This window comes from Frondihabitans sp. PhB188, assembly GCF_003752365.1.
Taxonomy (GTDB): Bacteria; Actinomycetota; Actinomycetes; order Actinomycetales; family Microbacteriaceae; genus Frondihabitans.
This window is the reverse complement of sequence record NZ_RJUO01000003.1, coordinates 154443-180823: the sequence shown is the minus strand read 5'-3', so window position 1 is coordinate 180823 and position 26381 is coordinate 154443. Positions and strand designations below refer to the sequence as shown.

21 protein-coding genes, 3 tRNA genes and 1 pseudogene are annotated in these 26381 nt (G+C 69.6%); 15 read left to right on the top strand and 10 right to left on the bottom strand.

Annotated features, from left to right (window positions below):
- Positions 1-227 precede the first annotated feature (227 nt).
- The 3 genes from EDF46_RS18315 to EDF46_RS09615 all read left to right on the top strand — a co-directional run bounded on the left by EDF46_RS18315 (position 228) and on the right by EDF46_RS09615 (position 1938).
- Positions 228-404: a hypothetical protein gene (locus EDF46_RS18315; RefSeq protein ID WP_158614200.1), complete on the top strand. Its 177-nt coding sequence runs from the start codon at positions 228-230 to the stop codon at positions 402-404.
- A 1105-nt stretch (positions 405-1509) separates the two neighbouring features.
- On the top strand, positions 1510-1854 hold the full coding sequence (locus EDF46_RS18840) for a tyrosine-type recombinase/integrase (RefSeq protein WP_255410960.1): 345 nt from the start codon (positions 1510-1512) through the stop codon (positions 1852-1854).
- A gap of 10 nt (positions 1855-1864) precedes the next feature.
- Positions 1865-1938, top strand: a tRNA-Leu gene (locus tag EDF46_RS09615).
- Here EDF46_RS09615 and EDF46_RS09610 read toward each other — a convergent pair.
- Positions 1936-2712, bottom strand: a complete 777-nt coding sequence (locus tag EDF46_RS09610) for a DUF5677 domain-containing protein (RefSeq protein WP_123506079.1) — start codon at positions 2710-2712, stop codon at positions 1936-1938. The genes EDF46_RS09615 and EDF46_RS09610 overlap by 3 nt on opposite strands.
- 91 nt (positions 2713-2803) lie before the next feature.
- Positions 2804-2874: transfer RNA gene (locus EDF46_RS09605), tRNA-Gly, on the bottom strand.
- A 157-nt stretch (positions 2875-3031) separates the two neighbouring features.
- Between EDF46_RS09605 and EDF46_RS09600 the strand changes: the two genes are divergently transcribed.
- The 5 genes from EDF46_RS09600 (at position 3032) to clpX (ending at position 7603) form a co-directional block, all read left to right on the top strand.
- A tRNA-Pro gene (locus tag EDF46_RS09600) sits at positions 3032-3104 on the top strand.
- Positions 3105-3219: 115 nt separating this feature from the next.
- Positions 3220-4548: a trigger factor gene (gene tig / locus EDF46_RS09595; protein WP_123506078.1), complete on the top strand. Its 1329-nt coding sequence runs from the start codon at positions 3220-3222 to the stop codon at positions 4546-4548.
- Positions 4549-4739: 191 nt separating this feature from the next.
- Complete coding sequence (locus EDF46_RS09590) at positions 4740-5327, top strand: ATP-dependent Clp protease proteolytic subunit (protein ID WP_123506077.1); 588 nt, start codon at positions 4740-4742, stop codon at positions 5325-5327.
- Between the two features lie 30 nt (positions 5328-5357).
- The gene (locus tag EDF46_RS09585) at positions 5358-6017 is read left to right on the top strand and encodes an ATP-dependent Clp protease proteolytic subunit (RefSeq protein ID WP_304999887.1); all 660 of its coding nucleotides are present in this window, start codon (positions 5358-5360) and stop codon (positions 6015-6017) included.
- Between the two features lie 308 nt (positions 6018-6325).
- Positions 6326-7603, top strand: a complete 1278-nt coding sequence (gene clpX / locus EDF46_RS09580) for an ATP-dependent Clp protease ATP-binding subunit ClpX (protein ID WP_123506075.1) — start codon at positions 6326-6328, stop codon at positions 7601-7603.
- Between the two features lie 642 nt (positions 7604-8245).
- Here clpX and EDF46_RS09575 read toward each other — a convergent pair.
- Positions 8246-10306 (bottom strand): annotated as a pseudogene (locus tag EDF46_RS09575) (M3 family metallopeptidase).
- Positions 10307-10389: 83 nt separating this feature from the next.
- Between EDF46_RS09575 and EDF46_RS09570 the strand changes: the two are divergent.
- The 4 genes from EDF46_RS09570 to EDF46_RS09555 all read left to right on the top strand — a co-directional run bounded on the left by EDF46_RS09570 (position 10390) and on the right by EDF46_RS09555 (position 13038).
- Positions 10390-10989, top strand: a complete 600-nt coding sequence (locus EDF46_RS09570) for a transcriptional regulator (protein ID WP_123506074.1) — start codon at positions 10390-10392, stop codon at positions 10987-10989.
- Positions 10986-11186 (top strand): hypothetical protein, encoded by a 201-nt coding sequence (locus tag EDF46_RS09565; protein ID WP_123506073.1) that lies wholly within the window; start codon positions 10986-10988, stop codon positions 11184-11186. The genes EDF46_RS09570 and EDF46_RS09565 overlap by 4 nt, the downstream gene beginning before the upstream one ends.
- Before the next feature lie 37 nt (positions 11187-11223).
- Positions 11224-12030 carry a methyltransferase domain-containing protein gene (locus EDF46_RS09560; RefSeq protein ID WP_123506072.1) on the top strand — a complete coding sequence of 269 codons (807 nt, stop codon included), beginning with the start codon at positions 11224-11226 and terminating at the stop codon, positions 12028-12030.
- Positions 12031-12267: 237 nt separating this feature from the next.
- Entirely contained in the window at positions 12268-13038 is a 771-nt protein-coding gene (locus EDF46_RS09555) for a hypothetical protein (protein ID WP_123506071.1), read from the top strand.
- Positions 13039-13161: 123 nt separating this feature from the next.
- Here the strand turns inward: EDF46_RS09555 and EDF46_RS09550 are convergent, their stop codons facing one another.
- On the bottom strand, positions 13162-13416 hold the full coding sequence (locus tag EDF46_RS09550) for a hypothetical protein (protein ID WP_123506070.1): 255 nt from the start codon (positions 13414-13416) through the stop codon (positions 13162-13164).
- On the bottom strand, positions 13416-16013 hold the full coding sequence (valS, locus tag EDF46_RS09545; RefSeq protein ID WP_233579972.1) for a valine--tRNA ligase: 2598 nt from the start codon (positions 16011-16013) through the stop codon (positions 13416-13418). The genes EDF46_RS09550 and valS overlap by 1 nt, the downstream gene beginning before the upstream one ends.
- A gap of 208 nt (positions 16014-16221) precedes the next feature.
- Here valS and proP point away from each other — a divergent pair, with 208 nt between their 5' ends.
- Positions 16222-17697: a glycine betaine/L-proline transporter ProP gene (proP, locus tag EDF46_RS09540; RefSeq protein ID WP_123506068.1), complete on the top strand. Its 1476-nt coding sequence runs from the start codon at positions 16222-16224 to the stop codon at positions 17695-17697.
- 125 nt (positions 17698-17822) lie between these two features.
- On the opposite strand, the gene EDF46_RS09535 is transcribed toward proP, so the two are convergent.
- The 4 genes from EDF46_RS09535 to EDF46_RS09520 are packed head-to-tail and all read right to left on the bottom strand — an operon-like array spanning position 17823 to position 22829.
- Complete coding sequence (locus EDF46_RS09535; RefSeq protein ID WP_123506067.1) at positions 17823-19427, bottom strand: ABC transporter ATP-binding protein; 1605 nt, start codon at positions 19425-19427, stop codon at positions 17823-17825.
- The gene (locus tag EDF46_RS09530) at positions 19427-20257 is read right to left on the bottom strand and encodes an ABC transporter permease (protein ID WP_123506066.1); all 831 of its coding nucleotides are present in this window, start codon (positions 20255-20257) and stop codon (positions 19427-19429) included. Before EDF46_RS09530 ends, EDF46_RS09535 begins: the two co-directional genes overlap by 1 nt.
- Complete coding sequence (locus EDF46_RS09525) at positions 20254-21186, bottom strand: ABC transporter permease (protein WP_123506065.1); 933 nt, start codon at positions 21184-21186, stop codon at positions 20254-20256. Before EDF46_RS09525 ends, EDF46_RS09530 begins: the two co-directional genes overlap by 4 nt.
- Before the next feature lie 2 nt (positions 21187-21188).
- Positions 21189-22829, bottom strand: coding sequence for an ABC transporter substrate-binding protein (locus EDF46_RS09520; protein WP_233579970.1), 1641 nt, complete (start codon positions 22827-22829; stop codon positions 21189-21191).
- 43 nt (positions 22830-22872) lie between these two features.
- On the opposite strand from EDF46_RS09520, the gene EDF46_RS18005 reads away from it, so the two are divergent.
- Both EDF46_RS18005 and EDF46_RS09510 read left to right on the top strand, forming a co-directional pair.
- Entirely contained in the window at positions 22873-23463 is a 591-nt protein-coding gene (locus EDF46_RS18005; RefSeq protein ID WP_158614198.1) for a TetR/AcrR family transcriptional regulator, read from the top strand.
- Between the two features lie 156 nt (positions 23464-23619).
- On the top strand, positions 23620-25461 hold the full coding sequence (locus EDF46_RS09510) for a hypothetical protein (RefSeq protein WP_123506063.1): 1842 nt from the start codon (positions 23620-23622) through the stop codon (positions 25459-25461).
- Here EDF46_RS09510 and EDF46_RS09505 read toward each other — a convergent pair.
- Positions 25388-26377 carry a cation diffusion facilitator family transporter gene (locus EDF46_RS09505; RefSeq protein WP_123506062.1) on the bottom strand — a complete coding sequence of 330 codons (990 nt, stop codon included), beginning with the start codon at positions 26375-26377 and terminating at the stop codon, positions 25388-25390. The genes EDF46_RS09510 and EDF46_RS09505 overlap by 74 nt on opposite strands.
- Positions 26378-26381 lie beyond the last annotated feature (4 nt).

The window sequence follows — 26381 nt, the reverse complement described above, 5'->3', positions numbered from 1 at the left end:
GAATTCGATCCCTCCTCTCCGCCCTAACTCTCTCGGCCACTCTCATCGTCGGGCTAGGGGCGACCCCGGCCGTCGCAGCGGGGTCACCGACGACCGTGGCCTCGGTTGCGTCCGTGTCCAGCGAACGACTGGGAAGGACTGGACTGGGGCCTGGCGCTGGCGATTCGCGCGTCCCGAGCTCGCCCACCTCGTCGGTGCCAGTCGAGACCCGCGGCATCGCTAGCGTCGTGATCGCGGCCATCAAGAAAGTACCTGGCCTGTTTGGTTCCCTTTCCAAGGCCGCGAAGAAGGGCTACTCCTCGTTCGCCACGGCGTGGCGCAAAGTGCCGGCTCCCATCCGATTCCTGCTCGGAGACATGTCCGTCTCCACCATCTACGACCTGCTCAAGGGCTTCCTCCTGTGACCGTCTATTTTCGCCGGGTCGCATTTGAGCTCCGCCTCCGCGGTGTGCCCGAGGCAACGATCCGCAATGAGCTAGACCGATTGAGCAGCGCTAATTCTGGTGGCGACTTGGAGGCCGTCCTGGGACCTCCCCAGGACGTCGCTAGTGCCTTCGGCGGCGAACGGCGGACGGGGATGTCCAAGAATCTTGTGTGGATCGGCGGGGGAGTCCTCGTGCTCGCCGTCCTCGTTCAGATAGCGGGCTTCGGCTTCTTGCACCAAGATCTGCGGGCTGGGCCTTTCCCACTCTTCTCGGTCGCGCTCCCGGTGTTCGGGTTGTTGTTTGCCGCGTCAGTGGCAGTCGACCACCGGCTACCCCGTGGGTTCACGCGCGCGAATCCCGATGGGCAGTTGACATAGGGCCGATCAGTTTCGATAGCAAGGCTGGCGGTGCCTGGCACTCGCGCTAGCGAAGGCCAGGCACCGCCTGTCTTGAGTCGGCGACGCATCTACGGCAGGGATCGGCGACGCATCTACGGCAGGGAACGGACCGGCTTGGTGAGTAGCGGCCGAGATCGCCGCCCCCGCCGTTGACTGGTGGGCTGACGCGAAGGCCGCGGAGGGTCCTGCTGGCCCATCGCCACTCCAACGAGCAGATCGCTCTATTCGACGCCTTAGTGCTGACCCGTGTAGCGCGATCCGGCCTCATCGAGCTTCTAGATCACTATCGGGTTTGAAGGGAGGGGATGACGGGAATCGAACCCGCATCATCAGTTTGGAAGACCCTCTATTGACCTGAACTACCTCAGACGACATTGCGCGCTCTCAGACGAGCTTCGCCGCTGATAGCCGCTGATTCCTCTGCAATTGCAGGCTTCTCAGGGTCGGGAATGCGGCTGAAAACGCCTGAGATCGTTTGAGCTCGTAAGAGATCGCGTGGCAGGGATGGAGGGGTTTTTCCAGTCGAGGGGATCTGCGCAAACAGTTTCGGGACAGGGAGAAGGCTGTATCGGAACGTTGGGGGAACGTGTCCGGTGCCGCCTATGGATGGAGCTTAGATATCCCCGTCGAGTTCCCGCTGGACGGCTCGCAGCCACGCGTCGGGGTTGTCCGCCTTGTTGACCGTGATGTTGTTGGTGACCGTCTTGGTGCTGGAACCCGTGACCGTTGCGACGGTCGGAGTAATTGCACGGTTGGACCCGGAACGTCGACTGCGGGGGAGTGCGGGCGTACTACCTGGTGCCAGTGGCAACCGTCTCGGTGTTGTAGAGCACGTGCGCTTTCACGACCTCCGGCACACCTATGCGTCGATGATGTTCGCCGCCGGGTTCGAGCCCTACGAAGTCAGCCGGTGGATGGGGCACACCAACGTCTCCACTACGGACGGCATCCACGCCCACCTGTACCCGAGCGACTACAACGAGCAAATTGCCCGGTTCGAGGCGTTCATTGCGACGGGCACCGACGAGTAAGAATTGCACCAGACCTCTACGCCAACTGGCAGAGCGGGCTGACTTAAATTCAACCGGATGCGGGTTCGAATCCCGCGAGGTCTACTCCACGCGTTTGATGGTTCGCCCGTAACCGAACCGGTCGGCTTTTGCTTGCAAAGCGACATCGTCTGGGTGTTTCGGATCGATCAAGTCCCAGGCTGACATTGCCAGGCTAAGCATGGCGACGTGCATGGCCATTGCCTCATCGGTCATCTTGTAGGCGGCGCGCTCTAAGAACGCCCATCCGTCAGGTGCGGTTTCTGTCTTCGCAGTCTGCGTCACGTACAGGTCGGCAAGACCCGGACCGGCATGCACGTATCCGGACAGGGCTCGGTACACGCCGTAAAGCTGACCCCCACCGATGAGCTGACCGCAAAGCCGTTGAAAGTTACGAGCGGCGGCAGACGCATCCTCTCGCCAGTCGAGCATCATCTGTTGCGCTTCTTCGATGTCCGGCGAAAGGTCGAGCGCCGTATCCATCGCCCAGGCCTCGAACAGATTTTTACGGTTCCTAGCCCACTCGTGAGCAACGGCGTTCCCGGCCTTCGGCGTGACTGACATCCACGCTGCTGTGACTGCACACTCCATGGTGCTTCGGCTCAAGCCAGCGGCCTGGGAGAAATGGCCATGCTCGGCAAGCAGGATCACGGAGTCTGTAAGGGAGACGGCATGTTCGACCAGCGCCCGGATCGTGACGGCAGGAAGGAGGCTGTCGTCGATTATCGGTACGTCGATCGATTTGCTGGCCCGCCAGATGACCAGCAGCTCCCGCATTGCGACGATCGACTCTTCGACTGTAGGGATGCGCTCCGTGAGCGACCCCTCGCTTCCGACCATGCTGTGATCGTAATGAACGCCGAGGGGTTTTGGAGGGGTTTTCGCTCTGGGCCGACGTGGCTGACTGGTCGCGATCCCAGCGTTTGAAGGGAGGGGATGACGGGAATCGAACCCGCATCATCAGTTTGGAAGACTGAGGCTTTACCACTAAGCTACATCCCCGCAAAGCTGGCCCGGAGGCCGCTGTGCGTTAGCAAGCATAGGGCATTGTCAGAGCCGCTCAGTTTCCCCGGCGCACGACGGGCTAGACTTCACAAGGCTCTTTTCGCCCCGACCTCAACGGGGGCACCGGCAAGAGCCGCGCACGACACTGAAATACCGGGGCGTAGCGTAGTGGCTAGCGCGTCCGTTTTGGGGGCGGAAGATCGCAGGTTCGAGTCCTGTCGCCCCGACGTGCAGTGCTAGCAACACGAGTGCCAGGCTGGTACCACGACGGCCCGGCTGAGAATTCGACGGCCAGCACGCCAGAAGATCCGCACGATCCACCAACACAGGAGAAGTACGACATTGGTCAAGACCACGGTTGAGCAGCTCAGCCCCACGCGCGTCAAGCTCAACATCGCGGTGAGCCCCGACGACCTCAAGCCCGGCATCACCCACGCCTACGGCCACATCGCCGAGCAGGTGTCGATCCCCGGCTTCCGCAAGGGCAAGGTCCCGCCGCCCATCATCGACCAGCGCGTCGGCCGTGAAGAGGTCCTGAACCACGCTGTCAACGAGAGCATGGACACCTTCTACCGCGCCGCAGTCGAGGAGAGCGAGATTCGTCCGCTCGGCCGTCCCGAGGCGGACGTCGTCGGATGGCCTGACGTCAAGGACTTCTCCGGCGACCTGCTCCTCGCCATCGAGGTCGACGTGCGCCCCGAGTTCGACCTTCCTGACTACGAGGGCCTCGCGCTCACCGTCAAGTCGGTCGACGTCACCGACGCCGAGGTCGACGAGGAGCTCGACAACCTCCGTACGCGCTTCGGCACGCTGATCACCGTCGACCGTCCCGCCACGAAGGGCGACTTCGGCCAGATCGACCTGACCGCCACCATCGAGGGCGAAGAGGTCGACAACGCCAAGGGCATCTCGTACGAGCTCGGCTCGGGCGATCTGATCGAGGGCATCGACGAGGCCCTCGAGTCGCTGACCGCGGGCGAGACCACCACGTTCGAGTCGAAGCTGCTCGGCGGCGACCGCGAGGGCGAGACCGCCCTCATCGAGGTCACGCTGACCGCCGTCAAGGAGCGCGAGCTCCCCGAGGCCGACGACGACTTCGCTCAGATCGCCAGCCAGTTCGACACCATCGACGAGCTCAAGGGCGACCTCAAGGAGCAGCTCGGCCGCTCGAAGACCTTCGGCCAGGGTGCCGAGGCTCGCGACCAGGTCGTCGAGAAGCTCCTCGAGCTCGTCGAGATCCCCGTCCCCGAGAAGCTGGTCGAAGACGAGGTGCACCGTCACCTCGAGCAGGAGAGCCGCCTCGAAGACGACGAGCACCGCGCCGAGGTCACCGAGTCGTCCGAGTCGGCGTTCCGCAACCAGATCCTCCTCGACGCGATCGCCGAGAAGGAGGCCGTCAAGGTCGAGCAAGACGAGCTGACGCAGTACCTCATCCAGGGTGCGGCCCAGTACGGCATGGAGCCCGGCGAGTTCATCAAGGTGCTCGACGAGAACGGCCAGATCCCCGCCATGGTCGGCGAGGTCGCCCGCTCGAAGGCCCTCGCGGTCGTGCTGTCGAAGGCCAAGGTCACCGACGACAAGGGCGCCGACGTCGACCTGTCCGCTTTCACGGCCACGGCCGGCATCGGCGGCGAGACCGAAGACGAGCACGCCGGTCACGACCACGCGTAGTCCGCACGAGCGCAGAACCACTGCGTGATGAGAAGGCCGGGTGCAGACGCGCCCGGCCTTTTCTGTCGGCTGCGCACCCGAGTTCCTGCGACCTCATGCGCATGGATGGTCTGCCGTGGGCGAACAGCCCGGAATCCGTGCGTTGCACCCCCTAAGTTCGTATGCAAGCGACAACTGAATGGGAGCACCACATGGCCGACGTAACACTGCCCAACAGTGTTTTTGACCGACTTCTCAAAGACCGCATCATCTGGCTCGGTTCCGAGGTGCGCGACGACAACGCCAACGAGATTGCCGCGAAGCTTCTCCTGCTTGCCGCCGAGGACTCCGAGAAAGACATCTACCTCTACATCAACTCGCCCGGCGGGTCGATCACGGCGGGCATGGCGATCTACGACGCCATGGAGTTCGTGCCGAACGACATCGTCACGGTCGGCATCGGCATGGCCGCCTCGATGGGCCAGCTGCTGCTCACCGCGGGCACCAAGGGCAAGCGCTACATCACGCCCAACGCGCGCGTTCTGCTCCACCAGCCGCACGGCGGCTTCGGCGGCACCTCGTCCGACATCCAGACGCAGGCCCAGCTGATTCTCTCGATGAAGCAGCGCCTCGCCGAGATCACGGCGGCCCAGACCGGCAAGACGGTCGAGCAGGTCAACGAGGACGGCGACCGCGACCGCTGGTTCACCGCCGAAGAGGCCCTCGAGTACGGCTTCGTCGACCACATCCGCTCGTCGGCCTCCGACGTCATCGGCGGCGCCGGAACCGACCAGGAATAACCCCTCTCCCCATACGAGTAAGGAACGAAAATGGAACTGCCAATGATGGGTGGAGCGGGTCGGTTCGAGACCCCGAGCTCACGCTATGTCCTGCCCTCCTTCGAGGAGCGCACCGCCTACGGCTACAAGCGCCAGGACCCCTACGCCAAGCTGTTCGAGGACCGCATCGTCTTCCTCGGCGTGCAGGTCGACGACGCGTCGGCCGACGACGTCATGGCTCAGCTGCTCGTGCTCGAGTCGATGGACCCCGACCGCGACATCACCCTCTACATCAACTCGCCCGGCGGCTCGTTCACTGCGATGACGGCCATCTACGACACGATGCAGTACATCCGCCCCGACATCCAGACGGTCTGCCTCGGTCAGGCGGCTTCGGCTGCCGCGGTGCTCCTCGCCGCAGGAACCCCGGGCAAGCGCCTCGCGCTGCCGAACGCCCGCGTGCTCATCCACCAGCCGGCTACCGGCGGATCGAGCGGCGGCCAGGCGTCCGACATCGAGATCCAGGCGGCCGAGGTGCTCCGCATGCGCACCTGGCTCGAAGAGACGCTGTCGAAGCACTCGAACAAGACGCCCGAGCAGGTCAACCGCGACATCGAGCGCGACAACATCCTCGGTGCGTCCGAGGCGCTCGAGTACGGCCTGATCGACCAGGTCCTGACCTCGCGCAAGAACCTGGCTCTCGCTAAGTAGTCCGCTGATCGAAGCCCCGAGCACCGTCGTGCTCGGGGCTTCGTGCGTCCCGCGCCGCCGCACCTCCGCGGGGCCCGGGGCGCAGGAACTCCGGAGCCAATCGCTCCCGACCTCCGCCCCGAACCACTGTCACGCCGCCACCCGGCGATTCGCGCGTCTCGATGCCGACACTGTCGGCGGTTCGGGTTAGGCTCGTCGAGCAGTCGAACCGGAGATCACAGGGGATCATCGGGTGACTGCACCACACGGCCGCGACAGGCGGCACGGCAACAACTCTGATCACGACTATTGGCTGAGGGAGGCCGCTCATGGCCCGCATTGGTGAGAGCGCCGATCTGCTCAAATGCTCGTTCTGCGGCAAGAGCCAGAAGCAGGTCCAGCAGCTGATCGCCGGCCCCGGCGTCTACATCTGCGACGAGTGCGTCGAGCTCTGCAACGAGATCATCGAAGAGCGTCTGGCCGAGGCCGGCGAAGAGCCGTCGAGCGAGTTCGACCTGCCGAAGCCCCGCGAGATCTACGACTTCCTCGAGGAGTACGTCATCGGGCAGGCACCGGCCAAGCGCTCGCTGTCTGTGGCCGTCTACAACCACTACAAGCGCATCCGCTCCATGAACACCCTGACGTCGGCCGACTCGCTCGGCGACGACATCGAGATCGCCAAGTCGAACATCCTGCTCATCGGGCCGACCGGCTGCGGCAAGACCTATCTCGCCCAGACGCTGGCCAAGCGCCTCAACGTCCCGTTCGCCGTGGCCGACGCGACGGCGCTGACCGAGGCGGGCTACGTCGGGGAAGACGTCGAGAACATCCTGCTCAAGCTGATCCAGGCCGCGGACTACGACGTCAAGCGGGCCGAGACCGGCATCATCTACATCGACGAGATCGACAAGATCGCCCGCAAGGCCGAGAACCCGTCGATCACCCGCGACGTGTCGGGCGAGGGCGTGCAGCAGGCGCTGCTCAAGATCCTCGAGGGCACTGTCGCATCGGTTCCGCCGCAGGGTGGTCGCAAGCACCCGCACCAGGAGTTCATTCAGGTCGACACGACGAACGTCCTGTTCATCGTCGCCGGTGCCTTCGCGGGGCTCGAAGAGATCATCTCGTCTCGTGCGGGCAAGCGCGGCATCGGCTTCGGCGCCCCTCTCTACGAGAAGGGCAACGACGTCAACCTCTTCAGCGAGGTCCTGCCCGAAGACCTGCACAAGTTCGGGCTCATCCCCGAGTTCATCGGCCGCCTTCCTGTCGTGACCACGGTGTCGCAGCTCGACCAGGTCGCCCTGATGGAGATCCTGACCAAGCCGAAGAACGCCCTCGTCCGCCAGTACCAGCGAATGTTCGAGATCGACGGCGTCGAGCTGGAGTTCGAGCAGGCCGCCCTCGAGGCCATCGCCGACCTCGCCGTTCTGCGCCAGACGGGTGCCCGCGGCCTGCGCGCCATCATGGAAGAAGTGCTCGGGCCGATCATGTTCGACGTGCCCTCCGACGAGACGGTCGGCCGGGTCGTCGTGACCAAGGCGTCGGTGCTCGAGAACGCGGCGCCGACCATCGTGCCGCGCCAGACGGAACGCGCCGAGAAGAGCGCGTAGCCGCGACGCCCGGCGGCGCGATCTGCGGCGCGATCTGCGGCGTTGTTGGTTGCCGCGCATGGCTCCGCTGCGGCGGTCGGTCCGTCGGCACGGCGAGGTGGCCTTTGTCGTCGGGTGGCGCCGCTTGCGTTCGTGCGCCGAGGTGGCCGCGGGCGTCGCGCCGCGCGGGCGGAGCCGACCTGCGAGACCATCTCGCGGGACGCGGGGGACGGCGTTCCCTGCCCCGGTGTGCCGAGGTGGCCCTCGGCGTCGCGTGGCGGGGGCGGGGCGACGCGGAGGGCCATATCGCGGGGCCGCGGGGCGGGCGCGCCTTGCGCTCGTGTGCCGAGGTGGCCGCGGGCGTCGCGCCGCGCGGGCGGAGCCGACTTGCGGGGCCATCTCGCGGGACGCGGGGGACGGCGTTCCCTGCCCCGGTGCGCCGAGGTGGCCGTCGTCGTCGGGCCGGTGCGGCGCGGGCGACGGGGAGGGCCACCTCGCGGGGCCGCGGGGCCGCGGGGCCGCGGGGCCGCGGGGCGGGCGCGCCTTGCGCCCGCGCGCCGAGGTGGCCGCGGGCGTCGCGCCGCCGGGGCGGGGGCGACGCGGAGGGCCACCTCGCGGGGCCACGCGCGACGCGGCCCGGCGGCGGCGTACCCCGACGCCGCGCTACTGCAGGCGGCGGCGCACCAGGAGCGGCGCGACCTCGGCATCGCGGCCGCGGAAGTCGCGGTAGGCCTCGAGGGGGTCCTTGGCGCCGCCGACACCGAGCAGCCGCTCCGCGAAGCGGGCCCCGTTCGCCCGGGTGAGCCCGCCGTTCGCCGTGAACCACTCCACGGTGTCGGCGTCGAGCACCTCGCTCCAGATGTAGGAGTAGTAGCCGGCGTCGTAGCCCCCCGAGAAGGTGTGCGCGAAGTAGGTGCTCGCATAGCGGGGAGGGACCGCGGGGTTGTCGAGGCCGGCGGCGGCGAGTTCCTGCGCCTGGAACGCGGCGACGTCGTCGACGGCCGAAGCGGCCTCGAACGTCAGGGAGTGCCACGACTGGTCGAGGAGGGAGGCTGCGAGGTACTCGGAGGTCTCGAATCCCTGGTTGAAGCCCTCGGATGCCGTGAGCTTCTCGACGAGGTCGGCGGGCATGGGCTCTCCGGTCTCGTGGTGGAGGGCGTAGTGCTCGAGCACCTCGGGCCAGAGCAGCCACATCTCGTTGACCTGGCTCGGGAACTCCACGAAGTCGCGGTACACGTTGGTGCCCGAGAAGTACGGGTACTCGGTGCGTGCGATCAGGCCGTGCAGGGCGTGGCCGAACTCGTGGAACATCGTCGTCACCTCGTCGAGCGTGAGCAGCGTGGGGCTGCCGGCCGGCGGCTTCGAGACGTTGAGGTTGTTGACGACGACGGGCAGGGTGCCGAAGAGTCCTGACTGCGAGACGAGCGGGTTCATCCAGGCACCGCCGCGCTTGGAGTCGCGCGTGTAGAGATCGAGCACGTAGAGCCCGACCGGCTCGCCCTCGTCGCCGGCGACCTCGAACACGCGGGTATCGGGATGGTAGGCGACCAGATCGGTGCGTTCGGTGAAGGTCAGGCCGTACAGGGTCGATGCGGCGTAGAGCACGCCGTCGTGCAGCACGCGCTCGGCGTCGAAGTAGGGGCGCATCTCGGCGGCGTCGAAGTCCTACTTCTCGGCGCGGACCTTCTCGGTGTAGTACGCCCAGTCGTGGGCGGCGACGTCGGCTCCGTCGGGAAAGGCCGGGTCGGCGTCGGCGAGGCGCTGCAGGTCGGCCCACTCGGCGCGGGCGTTGCGGGCCGCGGGGGCCGCGAGGCGCGCGAGCAGATCGTGCACTGCCTCGGGGGAGCCCGCAGTCTGGCCTGCCGTCACATACGCCGCGTGCGATTCGAAGCCGAGCAGCGCCGCGCGCTCGGCCCGCAGCCGCACGATCTCGAGAAGCACAGCGCGGTTGTCGAACTCGCCGCCGTGGGTGCCGCGCGCCATCGAAGCTGCAAGGAGCCGTTCGCGCAGCGGCCGGTTCGTGAGCGAGGCCAGAAGCGGGTGACCGGTGAAGAGCACGAGCGAGATCAGGAACTTCCCGTCCAGCCCGCGCTCGGCCGCCGCCTGGGCGAGGCCCGCGATCTCGCCCTCGCCCAGTCCGTCGAGCTCGGCGACGTCGTCGACCACGACGGCGAGCTCGTTCGTGTCGGCGAGAAGGTTCTTCTCGAAGCGGGTGGTCAGCGTCGAGAGTGCGCCGTTGAGCTCGCGCAGGCGTCGCTTCGCGTCGTCGCCGAGGCCGGCGCCGGCCCGGCTGAACTCGTCGTGCAGGCGCTCGACGAGGTAGACCTCCTCCGGCGTGAGGTGCTCGGTCGCGGCCGTGCCGAGCTGCTCGTAGACGGCGGCGACGCGACCGGAGAGCCGCGGGTCGAGGCGGATCGTGTCGGCGTGCGCGGCCAGCCTCGGCGCCAGCTCGAGTTCGAGCGCGTTGGTGGCGTCGTTCGAGTCGCTGGAGGACTTGTTGAAGAAGACGTGCTCGACTCGCGACAGGATCTGGCCGCTCCGCTGCAGCGGAACGACCGTGTTCTCGAACGTCGCCTGAGCCGGGTCGGAGGCGATGGCCTCGATCTCGGCGAGCTGCTCGGCGAAGCCGGCCTCGAAGGCGGGCAGGTAGTCGTCGTCCGAGATCCGCTCGAACGGCGGGAGAGCGTAGGGGAGAGGGCTCGGTTCGAAGAACGGATTCGTCATTCCTCCACCCTATGCCGCAGATGCAAAGACATGCTTGCAAAGAAATGCTTGCAAAGATTTCTTTGCGGTCGTACGATCGAGACATGAGCGACAAGCCGAACGACAGAGCACTCGACGCCGGTGCCCTCCGCGCCATGGCGCACCCCCTGCGGGTCGAGCTCTACGAGGCGCTCTCGAACTACGGCCCGGCCACCGCCAGCGGCCTGGCCGAACGTCTCGGCGAGTCGAGCGGCTCGACGAGCTACCACCTGCGTCAGCTCGCCCGGCACGGCCTCGTCCGCGAGGTCGAGGGCCGAGGCTCGGGTCGCGAGCGCTGGTGGGAGCGCTCTCCGGGTAGCGTCTCGGTGTCGGTCTTCGACCATGACACCGCCGCCGGCCGAGCAGCGGCCCAGATGGTGGGCCGCGAGTGGGAGCGCGTGCGCGCGGGCCTGCTCGCCCAGTTCCAGGACCGCGCCGAAGACGTCGGCAAGGACTGGTACGAGGCCTCGACTCTCGACACCCTGAACCTCTCGGCCACCCGCGACGAGCTGCGCGAGATCGGCCAGGCCTTCACCGCCTTCTACGAGCAGCACATCGCACCGCTGCGTGCGCGCGAGCCCCGTCCGGGTGCCCGCCGCGTCCAGATCCACTTCAACGCCTTCCCGATCGCCGACGCACCCCACGTCGAAGGAGAACACCGATGACCGCCGCACTCCACTCCACCCGCCCCGGCTCGCCGTTCGACCGCCTCCTTCTGCAGGCCGGCCTCGCACTCGTGGCCTGGTCGCGTCGCCGGTCGAGTCGCGTCGCGAGTCTCGCCGAAGCGCCGAACCGCTCCGACGGCGATCCGTTCGCCGACATGCTCGTGCGCGACGGCATCCGGCACACGACGTTCCGCTGACGCTCGTCGACACCCGCTCGTCCGCTAACGTCAGGGCATGAGCAGCGGCGAGAAGTACACCCACGGCCACCACGAGAGCGTCCTGCGCAGCCACACCTGGCGCACCGCCGAGAACTCCGCCGCGTACCTCCTCCCGCACCTCGCGCCCGACATGACGCTCCTCGACGTCGGAGCCGGCCCCGGCACCATCACGGTCGACTTCGCCCGCATCCTGTCAGCCGGTCGCGTCGTCGGAATCGACTCGTCGGCCCAGATCGTCGCCGCGGCCACCGAGCTCGCCTCGGCGCAGGAACTCGCCAACGCCGTCTTCCAGACCGCCGACCTGTACTCCCTGCCGTTCCCCGACGACACCTTCGACGTCGTGCACGCCCACCAGGTGCTGCAGCACGTCGCCGACCCGGTAGCCGCCCTCGTCGAGATGCGCCGCGTGGCGAAGCCCGGCGGGCTGATCGCCGTGCGCGACGTCGACTACCGCGGCACGATCTGGGCCCCTGAGAACCCCGGCCTCGACCACTGGATGACGGTCTACCAGCTCGTCCACCGCGGCAACGGCGGCGAGCCGGACGCCGGGCGCCACCTCAAGGGGTGGGCGCTCGAGGCCGGCCTGACCGACTTCGAGTCGTCGGCGTCGATCTGGTGCTACTCGTCTGACGCGGAGCGCACCTGGTGGGGCGAGTCGTGGGCCGCGCGGGCGCTCGAGTCGGCGTTCTACGCCGACGCGATCGAGAAGGGCGCCGCCACCGACCTCGAGCTGCGGGCGATCTCCGACGCCTGGCTCGCGTGGCGCGACGCCCTCGACGGCTTCTTCGCGATGCCCCACGGCGAGCTCCTCGCCCGCGCGTAGCCCCTGCGAAGCGGCACCCGACCAAGGCCGCCGCGTTGCGCGGGTGCCGGAACGCGGGGTGGACGGCGGCGGGAGCGGCAGACCGTTACGGGACCGTGATCGGCGGGGTGAAAGGAGTAGCCGATGGATGCAGTGGGGCGGCGCAGGTTCAGCCGAGCGGCCTATACCCTCCGGGTCGGGCGCGGAGCACGATGGACGCATCGGCTCCAGGGGGGAGCCGCACAGAGAAGGATCACCATGCGCACCACACGCATCATCGCCGCACTCGTGGCCGGCACTCTCGCCGCCGGAGCGCTGCTCGCGGCGCCGCTCGCCGCCAACGCCGCGACGCCGACCGACGGTCACGTCGACTCGGTCACGTTGTCAGGACTGAACGCGGTCCGTGTCCGGGGCTGGGCAGCCGTGGACGCGAAGACGACAACGGTCGCGATCAGCATCCAGGGCACCGTCATCGAGAAGGTCAAGGCAGACAGGCCGCGCGCAGACGTAGCCGCGGCACTCGGGACCACGTCGAAGGCCTACGGCTTCGACGAAGTCGTGCTCGTGCCGCCGGGGCGCGACTCGGCCGGCCGCGTCACGGTCGCAGCGAGCATCACGAGTTCGACCGGAGCCACGAAGGTCCTGAACCGCCAGTACCTCATCGGCGTGCCGTCGTCGGCGATCTCCCACCTCGACTCCGCCGTCGGAGCGTGCCCCACGCCGGGAACCACCACGCCGCGCATCCGGCTGACCGGCTGGTCGTTCGACCCGCAGAAGTCCGCTGGTCCGGGTACCGTCGACGTCTACACCGTCTCGACGACCGGCGTGACCAAGGCGTTCCGCCACACGGCGAACCTCTCGCGGGCTGACGTGAAGAAGAAGTACGGACTCTCGAACGCCACCGTCGGATTCTCGTTCGAGATCCCCGCCGACAAGCTGTCGCAGTTCGTGGTCTTCGGCATCTCGCAGGGCCCTTCGAAGGCGATCAAGACGGTGACCCGCGAGGAGATCCCTCTGGCCACCTGCTGACCGACGGACGCGCGGCCCCGCTTGCTGGGGCTGCGCCGCCCGCCGAAACGGCTCAGCCCCTCCGTACAGACGGAGGGGCTGAGCCGTTTCGGCGGGGCGAGCCCGATGGGGAGCGGCGGAGGGCTAGTCGAGCTCCTCGCCGTCGACCGGCTCGTGCACCGACGCCGTGTCGGCCGCGGCGTCGTACCGGATGACGGTGCCGTCGTCGAGCTCGACGACCGGCTTGCGCTCGAGCCACGTGAGAGTCCAGCGCCAGGTCGACGCGTCGACGGCCTGCGAGGCCAGCTCGGCCTCGACGCGGGCGACGGCCTCGACGACCGCGGCCGGGAGCCGGTCGGGGGTCTGGCCCCCGACCGACCAGCGCGTTCCCAACTGCATCAGACTGCCGAGTCCGTCGACGACGGCTGCTCAGCCAGCACGATGTCGCTCACGGCGAGCTCCTCGCCGGCAGCGAAGGTCAGCGTCTCGATGCGTCCGACGGCCGAGAGGTCGGCCGCGGCCGTCCGCAGCAGCGCGAGCGACGCCTCGGGGGCCACGACGACGGCCGACGTCACCGGCGTCTTCTGCGACGCCTTGGCGTCGGTCTTCGCGCGGCGGATCGAGATCAGCGCCTCGCCGACGAGCTCGAGGAGCCCGGACGGGGAGGTGACCGCCCCGAGTTCCTGCGCCGTGGGCCAGGCGGCCGTGTGGACGGAGGTGTCGTGGGTCCACGACCAGACCTCTTCGGTGGCGAAGGGGAGGTAGGGCGCGAGCAGGCGGAGCAGGCCGTCGATGGTCGAGCGGAGCGCGAGCACCGCCGACGACTGGGCCTCGGGAGTCGAGGTGGCGCCGTACGCGCGCTCCTTGACGAGCTCGAGGTAGTCGTCGCAGAACGTCCAGAAGAACTTCTCGGTGGTCTCGAGCGCCTTCGCGTGGTCGTAGTTCTCGAGAGCCGTGGTGGCTGCCTCGATGACGGCGGCGAAGTTCGCCAGCAGGTCGACGTCGAGGGCCTCGGTGACAGCGGCGCCCTCGACGGGCTCCGGGAACGAGTAGACGAACTTGGCGGCGTTGAGCACCTTGATCGCGAGGCGGCGGCCGACCTTGATCTGCTTCGGGTTCTGCGGGTCGAACGCCGCGTCGGTGCCCAGGCGCGACGAGGCGGCCCAGTAGCGGACCGCGTCGGAGCCGTGATCGTCGAGCATGGCCGCGGGCGTCACCACGTTGCCCTTCGACTTCGACATCTTCTTGCGGTCGGGGTCGACGATGAAGCCCGAGATCGAGGCGTTCTTCCACGGCACGGTGTCGCCCTCGAGCTGCGCGCGCAGCACGGTCGAGAACAGCCAGGTGCGGATGATGTCCTGGCCCTGCGGGCGCAGCGAGTACGGGTAGACGAGGTCGAACAGCTCGGGGTCGGACTCCCACTTGCCCGCGAGCTGCGGGGTCAGCGAGGAGGTCGCCCAGGTGTCCATCACGTCGACCTCGCCCTGGAAGCCTCCGGGCACGCCGCGCTGCGACTCGTCGTAGCCGGGGGCGGTGTCGCTCGACGGGTCGACGGGCAGCTGGGCCTCGCTCGGCACAATAGCGCTGTCGAAGACGGGGTTGCCGTCGCCGTCGAGCGGGTACCAGACCGGGATCGGCACGCCGAAGAAGCGCTGGCGTGAGATGAGCCAGTCGCCCGAGAGCCCCTTGACCCAGTTCTCGTAGCGAACCCGCATGAAGTCGGGGTGGAACGCGACCTCCTCGCCGCGGGTGAGGAGCGTCTCGCGGAGAGCCTCGTCGCGGGCGCCGTTGACGATGTACCACTGGCGGGTCGACACGATCTCGAGCGGCTTGTCGCCCTTCTCGAAGAACTTGACCGGGTGGGTGATCTTCTCGATCTCGCCCTGCATCTCGCCGGACTCCTGCAGCAGGGCCACGATGGCGGCCTTCGCGCTGAACACGGTCTTGCCGGCGAGCTCGCCGTAGGCGGCCTTGCCGGCCTCCGACACGATGACGTCGGGCGCCTCGGAGACGAACCGGCCGTCGAAGCCGATCACCGAGCGGTTGGGCAGGTCGAGCTCGCGCCACCACACGACGTCGGTCGTGTCGCCGAACGTGCAGACCATGGCGATGCCGGAGCCCTTGTCTTTCTGAGCGAGGTGGTGAGCGAGCACCGGAACCTCGACGTCGAACAGCGGCGTCTTCACCGTCGTGCCGAACAGGCCCTGGTAGCGCTCGTCGTCAGGGTGCGCGACCAGCGCGACGCAGGCGGGGAGCAGCTCGGGGCGGGTGGTCTTGATGAGCACGTCGCCGGCCGGTCCGTGGAACGCGAGCGTGTGGTAGGCGCCCGGCATGTCCTTGTCTTCGAGCTCGGCCTGGGCGACCGCGGTGCGGAAGGTGACGTCCCACAGCGTGGGGGCCTGCGCCTGGTAGGCCTCGCCGCGCGCGAGGTTGCGGAGGAACGCCTTCTGCGCGACGGCCTGCGAGTCGTCGCCGATGGTGCGGTACGACTGGGTCCAGTCGACCGACAGGCCGAGCTTGCGCCAGACGTCTTCGAACTGCTTCTCGTCTTCGACCGTGAGGCGCTCGCAGAGCTCGATGAAGTTGCGGCGCGAGATCGGGATCTGGTCGGCGGCCTTCGACGACTTGTTGTCGCCGCCCTCGAACGGCGGCGTGAAGTCGGCGTCGTAGGGGAGCGTCGGGTCGCAGCGCACGCCGTAGAAGTTCTGCACGCGACGCTCGGTGGGCAGGCCGTTGTCGTCCCAGCCCATCGGGTAGAAGACGCTCTTGCCGCGCATGCGCTCGAAGCGCGCCTTGACGTCGGTGTGCGTGTAGCTGAAGACGTGGCCGATGTGCAGCGACCCGGAGGCCGTCGGCGGGGGAGTGTCGATCGAGAAGACGGTGGCCTTCGACGCGCTCGCCCGGTCGAACTTGTACGTTCCCGCCATCTCCCAGGCGGGGCCCCAGACCCCTTCGAGGCCTTCGAGGGCGGGCTTCTCTGGCATGGGTCTGGGCATCGCGTACTCCTTCGATATGGGCGGCACCGTGTCGGTGGTGAGGTGCCTGAATGTGCTGCGGGCCAGTCTACGTCAGGGCAGTTCCTGCGCCCCGAGACGGGCCTCGGGAGTGCACTCCCTGCAGCGAAATACTGACATCTGGTAAGCTTTCGGAGTTTTTTGTGCCGCCGTGCCGGTGGCGCGTGTCGATAACTGGAGTGAACCGCGCATGAGAAGAAGACTGACGAATGATGACGTGACCGTCGTCGAAGAGCCCCTGCTCAAGCGAGCCGTCGCCGCCGCCGCCCTCGGGAACGGCATGGAATGGTTCGACTTCGGGGTGTTCGCCTACCTCACCACCACCCTCGCCCGAGTCTTCTACCCCTCGCTCAGCCCGACGCTCAGCGTGATCCTGACCTTCGCGACGTTCACGGCGGCGTTCGTGGTCCGGCCCATCGGCGGCGCGGTCTTCGGCCCTCTCGGCGACCGCATCGGCCGTCAGAAGGTGCTGGCCGTGACGATGATCATGATGGCCGCAGGAACTTTCGCCATCGGCTTCCTCCCCGACTTCAACACCATCGGCGTCTGGGCACCCCTCCTGCTGCTCGTGGCCCGCCTCGTGCAGGGCTTCTCGACCGGCGGGGAGTACGGCGGGGCCGCGACGTTCATCGCGGAGTACTCGCCCGACAAGCGCCGCGGGTTCATGGGCTCGTGGCTCGAGTTCGGCACCCTCGGCGGCTACGTGCTCGGCGCCTCGCTCGTGACGGTGCTGCAGTTCGCCATGTCGGAGGAGGTGCTGCTGAGCTGGGGCTGGCGGATCCCGTTCCTGGTCGCCGGGCCCCTCGGCCTCGTCGGCCTCTACCTGCGCCTGAAGCTCGAGGAGACGCCGGCCTTCCAGAAGCAGCAGGAGGAGGCCGCGTCGCGCGAGTCGGCCAAGACGCCGTTCTTGCGCCTGTTCGCCGAGAACTGGCGCGCGCTGCTCGTCTGCATCGGCCTCGTGCTCGTCTTCAACGTCACCGACTACATGCTGCTGTCGTACATGCCGACGTACCTCACGTCGACGCTCGGCCGCGATGCGACCAACGGGCTCATCCTCGTGATCGTCGTGATGGTGCTGATGATGGCCGTCATCGGGCTCGGCGGGCGCCTGTCGGACCGCTTCGGCCGCCGACCCGTTCTGTTCGCCGGCTGCCTCGGCTTCCTGGTGCTCTCGTGGCCCGCGCTCAAGCTGGTGCAGACCGAGTCGACCGTGCTCGTCTTCGTCGGCCTGCTGCTGCTCGGCCTCGTGCTCGTCACGTTCACGTCGACGATGCCCTCCACGCTCCCGGCGCTGTTCCCGACGATCATCCGCTACGGCGCCCTGGCCATCGCGTTCAACGTGTCGGTCTCGCTGTTCGGCGGCACCACGCCTCTCGTCACCGAGTCGCTCGTCGCCTGGGCCACGAAGAGCGGCTTCGCGTGGGCGAACGACATCCCGGCGTTCTACCTGATGATCGCCGCCGTGATCGGGCTCGTCGCCGTCTGGTTCACCAAGGAGACGGCCAACATCCCGCTGCTCGGGTCGGGCCCCTCGGTCGCCACCGAGGAGGAGGCCGAGGAGCTCATCGCCGCCTACGCCGACGAGTCGAGCGAGGTCGCGCAGGCCGACTGGGCCGTGGAGTTCGCGGCGTCCGGGCCGATCGACATCGTGCCGGCGGGGCGCTAGGCCCACGATCGCGACATGGCACCACGGGAAACCGTGGTGCCATGTCGCGATCTCGGTCCCGGATGTCGGGATCGTGGTGCGGCGGGGCAGCACAGGGAGGGGCGGCCCAGGCGCCGGGCGGGCAGCTAGGTGGCCGCGGCGAGGAGCGCCCGCGTGTACGGGTGCTCGGGCGCGGTGAAGACCTGCTCGGCGGGGCCCTGCTCCACGACGCGGCCGGCCGACATCACGGCGACGCGGTCGCTCTGGTGCCGCACGACGTCGAGGTCATGCGAGATGAAGACGTAGGCGAGCCCGCGCTCGCGCTGCAGCTCGTCGAGCAGGTCGAGCACCTGCGCCTGCACCGTGACGTCGAGCGACGACACCGGCTCGTCGCACACGACGACGCGGGGTGACGGCGCCAGCGCCCGGGCGATGGCGACCCGCTGGCGCTGGCCTCCCGACAGGGTGCGGGGCAGCCGGGCGGCGACGGCGGGGTCGAGCCCGACCTCGCGGAGCATGCGCTCGACGTCTGGGAGGCGGGCCCGGCCCGGCCGGGTCGCGCGGCCGGCGGTGAGCGCGTCGACGAGGATGCGCCCGACGGTCATGCGGGGGTCGAACGACGAGAGGGCATCCTGGTAGACGGCGCCGAGGGCGGCCCGGCGAGGGCGGCGCTCCCGCTCGGGCAGGGGGTTCCACGGGGCGCCGAGCAGGGCGACCTGTCCGGCGTCGGGAGCGTCGAGGCCCAGCAGCAGGCGGGCCGTCGTCGTCTTGCCCGACCCGGACGCGCCCACCAGGCCGAGCGTCTCGCCGGCGCGGAGCTCGAGCGACACGTCGTCGACGGCGGTGAAGTCGCCGAAGCGCCGGGTGAGGCGGCGGGCGGAGAGCACGACGGGGGAGGATTCGGCCGTCGGCGCTTGAGGGGTCGGCGTTCCGGAGTTCCTGCGCCCCGCTGCGACGGCCGACAACCGCGTGCCGCGGGGCTTGCCATGCGGGAGAGCCGCGACGAGGGCCTGCGTGTACGGATGGGTCGGCGCGTCGAGGATCTGCTCGGTCGGGCCCTGCTCGACGGCTTCTCCGTCGCGGAGCACGACGACACGGTCGGCCAGGCGGCGCACCGCACCGAGGTCGTGGCTGATGGCGAGCACCGATGTTCCCTCATCGCGGAGCCGTGCCAGCCGGTCGACGACCTGCCGCTGCACCTCGGCGTCGAGCGCGGTCGTCGGCTCGTCGGCGATCAGGACGCCGGGCCGCAGCGCGAGCGCCGCCGCGATCAGGGCGCGCTGCCGCAGGCCGCCGGACAGCTCGCCGGACCGCTGCCGTGACCGTGTCTCGGGCGAGGGCATGCTGACCTCGTCGAGCACCTCCAGGACGCGGGCGGCGCGCTCCGGGCGGGTCAGGCGGGAGTGCAGCCGCAGCGGGTCGTCGATCTCGCGGGCGATCGGGCGGAGCGGGTCGAGCGAGACGAGGGCGTCCTGGAGCACGAGGCCGATGCGGGGGCCGCGGATCCGGCGCCAGTCGCGCTCGCCGAGGGCCGCGAGGTCGGTGTCGTCGAGGGTGAGGGCGTCGGCGGTGACCGTGCCGCCGGCCAGGCCGAGAAGGGCGCGCGCGGTCACGCTCTTGCCCGAGCCGGACTCGCCGACGAGGGCCACGCACTCGCCGGCGTCGAGCGTGAACGAGACGCCGCGGACCACCTCGACGCCGCCGAACGCGACCCGAAGGCCGTCGACGGTGAGGCGCCGCGAGCCGGCCATCAGGAACGCCCCCGCGCCGTCAGCGCCCGCCCGAGCACGGTGGTCGCAGCCGCGGTCGCGACGATGGCGAGCCCCGGGAACACCGTCATCCACGGCGCCACCGCGAGGTAGGTGCGCCCGGCCTCGAGCATGGCGCCCCACTCCGGCGCGGGCGGCGGCGAGCCGAGGCCGAGGTACGACAGCGACGAGGCCCAGACGATCGCCTGCCCGACGCCGAGCGTGGCGAGCACGACGACCGGCGCCAGCGCGTTCGGGAGCACGTGCCGCACGAGCAGCACCGACGGCCGGCGCCCGAGCACGCGGGCAGCCTCGACCATCTCCGAGGAGGCGACCGCGCGGATGCGGCTGCGGAAGATCCGGGCGTATCCGGGCGCCGTCGCCAGCCCCACGGCCACGGTCGCCGGGATCGGCCCCGGCCCGGCGAACGCGATGATCACGAGCGACAGGAGCAGCCCGGGCAGCGCGAACAGCACCTCGAGCAGGCGGCTGACCGCGATGTCGGTGATGCGCGAGCCGACGGCGGCGGCGATGCCGAGCACGAGGCCGAGGGCGACTCCGATGGCGGTGGCCGCGACGCCGATCAGCAGCGAGGCGCGGGCGCCGTGCACGACGCGGGCGAGGAGGTCGCGGCCCGAGTCGTCGGTGCCGAAGGGGTGCGCGGTCGACGGCGCCTGGAACGCGTCGGCGGGGTGGATCGCCAGCGGGTCGACAGGGGCGATCACCTCCGGCCAGACGGCGGCGACGAGCACGGCGAGCAGCAGCACAGACGCCACGAGCGCAGGAACTCGGGGCGCGAACCTCACCCGCGGAAGCGCGGCGATCATCGTCATGCCCGGCCTCCCCGCGGGTCGACGAGTCGCTCGGCAAGGTCGCCCAGGGCCACCACGAGCACGTACGCCAGGGCCGACACGAGGGCCACGCCGGTCACCAGCGGGATGTCGCGCAGGGTCACCGCGTCGAGCAGCGTGCGGCCGAGACCGGGCCTCGCGAACAGCGACTCGACCACGATCGCTCCCGACAGCAGCGAGCCGAAGGCCCAGCCCGACAGGGCGAGGCCGGGCAGGGCGGCGTGCCGGAGCAGGTGCCGCCAGAAGACGCCGGAGCGCGACTCGCCGCGGGCGCGAGCGGTGAGGGCGAACGGCGCCGCGGCCGCGTCGAGCAGGGAGTCGCGCGTGACCTGGCCGAGGAACCCCGCCACCGGGATCGCCAGCGTGATCACCGGCAGGACGATCCCCGACGCGGTTCCGGTGCTCACCGGCGGCAGGAGCCCGAGCGAGGTCGAGAGCACGACGATCAGCACGCTCCCCAGCAGGAAGTGCGGCACCGCCGACGCCACGACCTCGAGCCCCGACGCCACCGCGTTCGCGACCCGGCCCGAGCCGGAGCTCCACCAGGCGACGCCGATCGCGAGCAGCCACGCCGCGACGAGCGACAGGGCGGCGAGCGTGAGCGTCGGCGGCACCTGGGCGGCGAGGACGGCCGCGACGGGCTGCTTCAGCGAGTACGACTCGCCGAGGTGGCCCGTCGCCAGGCGGCCGAGCTGGTCGAGGTACTGCACGAGGAGGGGCCGGTCGAGGCCGTACTCGCGCCGGACCAGGTCGAGCGACGCCTGGGAGGCCTGCGAGCCGGGCCCGCCGAGGATCGCCTCGGCGGGGTCGCCGGGCACCAGGCGGATCGCGAAGAAGATGAGGGTCGCGACCGCCCAGAGGACGACCACGGCTCCCACCACGCGGGAGCCGACCCAGCGGACGGCCGGCACCGCTACTTCTGCAGCCAGGCGTCGTAGAGGCTGGGCGTCGAGACCGTCGGCATCGCGCGCAGGCCGTGCACGGCCGTCCGGTACAGGTAGTGGTTCTGCTGGTCGTAGAGCGGGAGCACGTAGTAGCCCTCGAGAACGATCTTCTGCACCTGGTCGTACAGGTCGTGGCGCTTCGTCTCGGACGGCTCGGCGCTGGCCTCGGCGAGCAGCGAGTCGACCTGCTTCGAGTCGACCTGCGCGTTGTTCGCGAAGTAGCCGCTCGGCGCCGGGGTGATGCTCGACGAGTTGTAGAGGATGTCGAGCACTCCGGGGCCGACCTTCGTGTACGGGGCGCTGACGATCTCGTACTTGTGAGCGGCCAGAGCGCCGTACCAGCTCGACAGGTCGAGCTGCTGGATCTCGACGTCGAAGCCGAGGCCCTTGGCCTCCTGCTGGATCTGCTCGAACAGCGAGCGCTCGGCGGGGATCGACTGGTTGGTCGAGACAGGGAAGCGGACGGTCAGGCGCTTGCCGTCCTTCGTGCGGTAGCCGTCGCTGTCGCGACCGGTCCAGCCGGCCTGGCCGAGCAGCTTCTTCGCGTTCGCCGTGTCGATGGCGAACAGCGAAGGGTCGGAGTAGGAGTCTTTCTCGACGCTCGACAGCAGCGAGTAGGAGCGCTTCGCGGTGCCGAAGAAGAGCGACTTGATGCCGGGGTTCACGGCGACCCCGGTGATGAAGGCGCGGCGGACGTTCTCGTCGTCGAACGGCGCCTGGCTCGAGTTCAGCTCGAGGCGGTCGCTCGCGCCGGGGCGCGGGGCATCGATGGCCCTGAGCTGGCTGCTCTTGGCGGCCGCGACGAGGGAGTCGGGCTGCGCGTTGTCGATGACGTCGACCTCGCCCGACTGGAGGGCCGCGTAGCGCGAGGCCGAGTCGGGCAGGAAGCGCCAGACGATCTTCGAGAGGTACGCCGCGCCGGTGTGCGCGGCGTCCTTCGGCGGCGACGTGTAGTCGGAGTTGCGGACGAGGGTGATCGACTCCTGCTTGACCCACTTCTGCACCTCGAACGGCCCGGTGCCGACGGGCGACTCGCAGTTGACCGCCTGGCTCCGCTTGAGGGCGGTGGGCGATTCGATGGCGAGCCAGGGCTGAGACAGCGAGTCGAGCAGGGAGCTGTCGGGGCTCGACAGGTCGAAGCGGACGGTCTGCGCGTCGACGGCCGTGGCCTTGTCGACCTTGGCGAGGGCGAGGTAGCCGGTCGACGACAGCGTCTTCGGGTCTTTCACGTGCTCGACGTTGGCGACCACCGCGGCAGCGTCGAAGGCGGTGCCGTCGGTGAAGGAGACGCCCTTCTTGAGAGTGAAGGTCCAGCTCAGGCCATCGTCGGACTGCTTCCAGGCCGTCGCGAGCCAGGGGATGACGTCGCCGTCGGAGTTCTTCGAGACGAGCTCCTCGAGGTACTGCGTCGAGACGAGCGCCTGCGGGTAGTTGCCGCCGACGTGCGGGTCGAGGCAGGTCGGCTCAGCGTCGCCGGTCGCGTAGGTGAGGGTGCCGCCGCTGACGGGCGTGGCGGTGCCGGTGGCGTCGCCGCCGGTGGCCGTGCAGCCGGCGAGGACGAGGGCGGCCGCGGCTGCTGTGCCGACGACTGCGGGAAGCGGGGTGCGCACAAGGGCTCCGAACGTGGTTTCTAGACTGAGTACAATAAACAGCGTGACCGAGTCTAGTAGAGCCGGGCGGCCTCGTCGCTCGTCGGCCGACATCCTGGCCGACGCCGCCTCCGAGCTGTTCCTCGAGAACGGGTATGCGAAGACGACGGTCGACCAGATCGCTCAGCGGGCCGGCGTCAGCCGGGCGACGTTCTTCAACTACTTCGGGGGGAAGGCCGACCTGCTCTGGGTCGACCTCGACCGGAGCCTCGAAGCGCTGCCGGGGTGCCTGCGTGCCGTACCGCGGGGAGTTCCTGCGCGCGAGGTCGCCGAGGCGCTCACCGCCGTGGCCCGCGCGCACGACGACTCCCGCGTGCCCTGGGCGCTCACGCAGGGCGAGACGATGCGGCTGGGTGACGACCTCGTGGCATCCGGGGCCGCGCGGTTCGTCGCCCACCAGGCCGTCATCGGCACGTTCGTCGCCGAGCGGCTCGGCCTGCGGCCGGACGACCCCCAACCCCGTCTCGTGGCTGCGACGCTGCTCGCGGCGGCGGGTGCGGCGACGGTGGCCTGGGCACGCGCGGGCATCGGCCGCGGCGAGCTGGCGTCGCACGTCGCCCCGGCCGTCGACGCCGTGGCGCTCGGCCTCGGCTGAGTCGACGCAGACGGTCGCGCGGCCGGGACAGCGGACGCTGTTGAGGAAGTGTTATGTTCGCAGCACCGCTCAGATCACGGGGCGGTCTTCCTCGCTCGCGGTGGGCCGGAGCGAGGGGCTGTTCCCGAGACCCACGCCGAGAGCCACCCGACACCCGTGAAGAACCCGAGCTTCCGGGCCGCCGTCGCGCTGCCCGCCGTACTCCTGCTGGTCTTCGGCGCGAGCGCGCTCGGCGCCGTCTCGGCCTTCGCCGAGTCGGGCGATCCGGCGGCTGCCGTGACGCGAAGCCCGACGGCCGCGGCATCGAGCGGCCCGACGGCACCCTCCGCCGCATCTGCGCCGACGGCACCCGCCTCCGCATCCGCGCGGACGGCGCGCTCGAGCGCAGCCGCACCCGCCACTCGCCGCCCCGAGCTCACGGTCACCTCCCCGCTGACCGACGAGGACGGCCTCGTGCAGAGCCCCGATACGCGCACAGTCGTCGTCGAGGGCCGCGCCCCGGTCGGCGCCGTCGTCAGTGTGGGGGAGGCGTTCTCGCGGCGCGACACCCCCTACGCGAGCATGACCACGACAGCGAGGACCTTCTCGCTGACGGTGACCTTTCCCGCCGACGGGCCCTACGACACCCTCGCCGTCGTGAACGCGAGTGTCGGCACGACCGACCTCGTGCCGACGTACCTCGAGTTCGTCTTCGATGCCGAGCCGAGCGCCGCGCCCGCTCTCGGCGCGCCGGCCGACGGATCGGGCTTCACAGTGAAGCCGCTGCCGTTCGGCTACTCGGCCTACTCGTCGATCCTCCAGGTCTCGGGCACCGGCACCCCGGGCGACGACATTCTGCTGATGTTCGCCGACGCAGGAACCGCGCCCTCCTACGACGAGTACGGCCAGCTCGACAGCCAGCCCCTCGGCGGCCAGCTGAACGACATCACCGTCGGGGACGACGGCACCTGGCGGGCCGACGCCGCCGTGCTCTACGGGACGGTCAGCATCTCGGCCGCCCAGGTCGAGTACTGGCCCGGCGACTTCTACGAGCCGGTCACGCACGCGTCCGACCTGTCGAACGCGCACACGATCACCGTCGTGCCCCCGGCCGGGACGGTCGTGGCGCCCGACATCACGCGCCCGTCCTCCTTCGACGATGTGACGTTCGGCGACCCGGGCTCCGACGGGTCGCTGGCACGCCTTCTCGCGGCGCCGACGCTGACGGCCCACGCCGACGCCGTGCGGGCGAAGCGCCGGTCGCACCCCGCAGCCGATCCAAGCGGCGCTGCCGCGCGGGTGAAGCGGGTGCAGACGGAGAGCCCCATCGGCCTGGACGACCTCGTCCGCGACGACGGGATCCAGCTCCGCGGCGCCCCCGTCGCCGGCCGGCCGGGCTACGTCTCGACCACCGTGTCGGGCACCGGCACACCGGGGGACCACATCGTGCTGCTGCAGGGCCGGCCCGAATCCGCGTTCGCGCGCCTCGCGACGATCTACCCGGCGTTCTTCGCGTCGATCGAGGCGGGGGAGATCCCCACGCGCGCCGGAACGGTCTCGAGACGCCTTCCGACCGACCACGGCCGGATCACGGTGAATCGCGACGGCGAGTGGTCGACCCGGGTGACGCTGAAGGCGGGCCCTTACCTCCTGACGGCCTTCGCCACCGAGCCGTCCGCGTCGAAGACGCCGAGGTACTCGGTCGCCGGACCGCTCGTCGCGTACGACCTCAGCGGCGGTCGCGCCGCGGCGGCGACCCCGGCAGGGGCGACCCCGGCGGGACAGGTCGCCGGGGCGGAGGCCGACCCCGCCGAGCTGGCGATGACGGGCACCGGGACGCCGGTCGTTCCGGCGCTCGCCGCGGGCGCGGGCCTCGTGGCTCTCGGGGTCGCGCTGATGGTCGGGGTGCGGCGGCGGAGGGCGCAGTTCCTGCGCCTGCGACCCGCTACGAGAGCGACCCCGGCCTGGCCTCGTCGTGCGTCGGCACCAGGCTCGACTCGTCGGGCGTGGAGAGGGTGAGGACGGCCTCCTCGACGATGTCGTGCTCTTCGAGCGCGCGCTCGACGCGGCGCAGGGCGACGGCCACGTGCTCCTCGTCGGCGTTGCCCACCATGTCGACGGCTGCCACCAGGTAGAGACGACCCGGCCCGACGAACTCGGTGTGCAGGTAGGTGACCCGGTTGATGTCGTCGCGTTCGAGGAGGCGGCGCAGCACGGTCGACTCGACCTCGTCGGAGGGGCTCTCGCCGATCAGGAACCGGCGGTTGCGGTCGATCAGCACGACGGCGACCACACCCAGCAGCACGCCGACGAGGATCGACCCGATGGCGTCGAACACGGCGAGGCCGGTGAGCTGGTGCAGCAGGATCCCGAGGAACGCGAGCACGAGGCCGATGAGGGCCGCGGCGTCTTCGAAGAACACGGCGCGCAGCGTGGCGTTCGACGAGCCGATCACGTGCCGCAGCACCGGAATCCGGCGCTTCGCGGCGACGCCGCGAGCCTGGCGCAGCGCCTGCAGGAAGGACGTGCCCTCGAGCACGGCCGCGACGCCGAGGACGATGTAGTTGATCAGGAAGTCGCCGTCGGCCTCGGTCGCCCCGAGCTCCGAGATGCCGTGGTAGATCGAGACGACCGCGCCGACCGTGAAGAGGCCGAACGCCGCGAACATCGACCAGACGTACGTCTCTTTGCCGTAGCCCAGGGGGTGGTCGTCGTCGCGGGCCCGCGTGCCACGTCGGTCGGCGACGAACAGGAAGATCTCGTTGCCGGTGTCGGCCCACGAGTGCGCGGCCTCCGCGATCATCGACGCGGAGCCGGTGATCAACGACGCGACGGTCTTCGCGATCGCGACCAGCAGGTTCGCCAGGAAGGCGATGATGACGGTCGTGTTGCTCTCCGGCTTGGACGTGTCGGGCGAGGCATCAGGTGTCGTCATGCAG

Bases quoted from the DNA above. Each gene is read 5' to 3' on its own strand.
- EDF46_RS18840 (WP_255410960.1), top strand. From the start codon at position 1,510: ATGTTGTTGGTGACCGTCTTGGTGCTGGAACCCGTGACCGTTGCGACG.
- EDF46_RS09610 (WP_123506079.1), bottom strand. From the start codon at position 2,712: ATGGTCGGAAGCGAGGGGTCGCTCACGGAGCGCATCCCTACAGTCGAA.
- EDF46_RS09590 (WP_123506077.1), top strand. From the start codon at position 4,740: ATGGCCGACGTAACACTGCCCAACAGTGTTTTTGACCGACTTCTCAAA.
- EDF46_RS09585 (WP_304999887.1), top strand. From the start codon at position 5,358: ATGGAACTGCCAATGATGGGTGGAGCGGGTCGGTTCGAGACCCCGAGC.
- clpX (WP_123506075.1), top strand. From the start codon at position 6,326: ATGGCCCGCATTGGTGAGAGCGCCGATCTGCTCAAATGCTCGTTCTGC.
- EDF46_RS09570 (WP_123506074.1), top strand. From the start codon at position 10,390: ATGAGCGACAAGCCGAACGACAGAGCACTCGACGCCGGTGCCCTCCGC.
- EDF46_RS09565 (WP_123506073.1), top strand. From the start codon at position 10,986: ATGACCGCCGCACTCCACTCCACCCGCCCCGGCTCGCCGTTCGACCGC.
- EDF46_RS09560 (WP_123506072.1), top strand. From the start codon at position 11,224: ATGAGCAGCGGCGAGAAGTACACCCACGGCCACCACGAGAGCGTCCTG.
- EDF46_RS09555 (WP_123506071.1), top strand. From the start codon at position 12,268: ATGCGCACCACACGCATCATCGCCGCACTCGTGGCCGGCACTCTCGCC.
- EDF46_RS09550 (WP_123506070.1), bottom strand. From the start codon at position 13,416: ATGCAGTTGGGAACGCGCTGGTCGGTCGGGGGCCAGACCCCCGACCGG.
- valS (WP_233579972.1), bottom strand. From the start codon at position 16,013: ATGCCCAGACCCATGCCAGAGAAGCCCGCCCTCGAAGGCCTCGAAGGG.
- proP (WP_123506068.1), top strand. From the start codon at position 16,222: ATGAGAAGAAGACTGACGAATGATGACGTGACCGTCGTCGAAGAGCCC.
- EDF46_RS09535 (WP_123506067.1), bottom strand. From the start codon at position 19,427: ATGGCCGGCTCGCGGCGCCTCACCGTCGACGGCCTTCGGGTCGCGTTC.
- EDF46_RS09530 (WP_123506066.1), bottom strand. From the start codon at position 20,257: ATGACGATGATCGCCGCGCTTCCGCGGGTGAGGTTCGCGCCCCGAGTT.
- EDF46_RS09505 (WP_123506062.1), bottom strand. From the start codon at position 26,377: ATGACGACACCTGATGCCTCGCCCGACACGTCCAAGCCGGAGAGCAAC.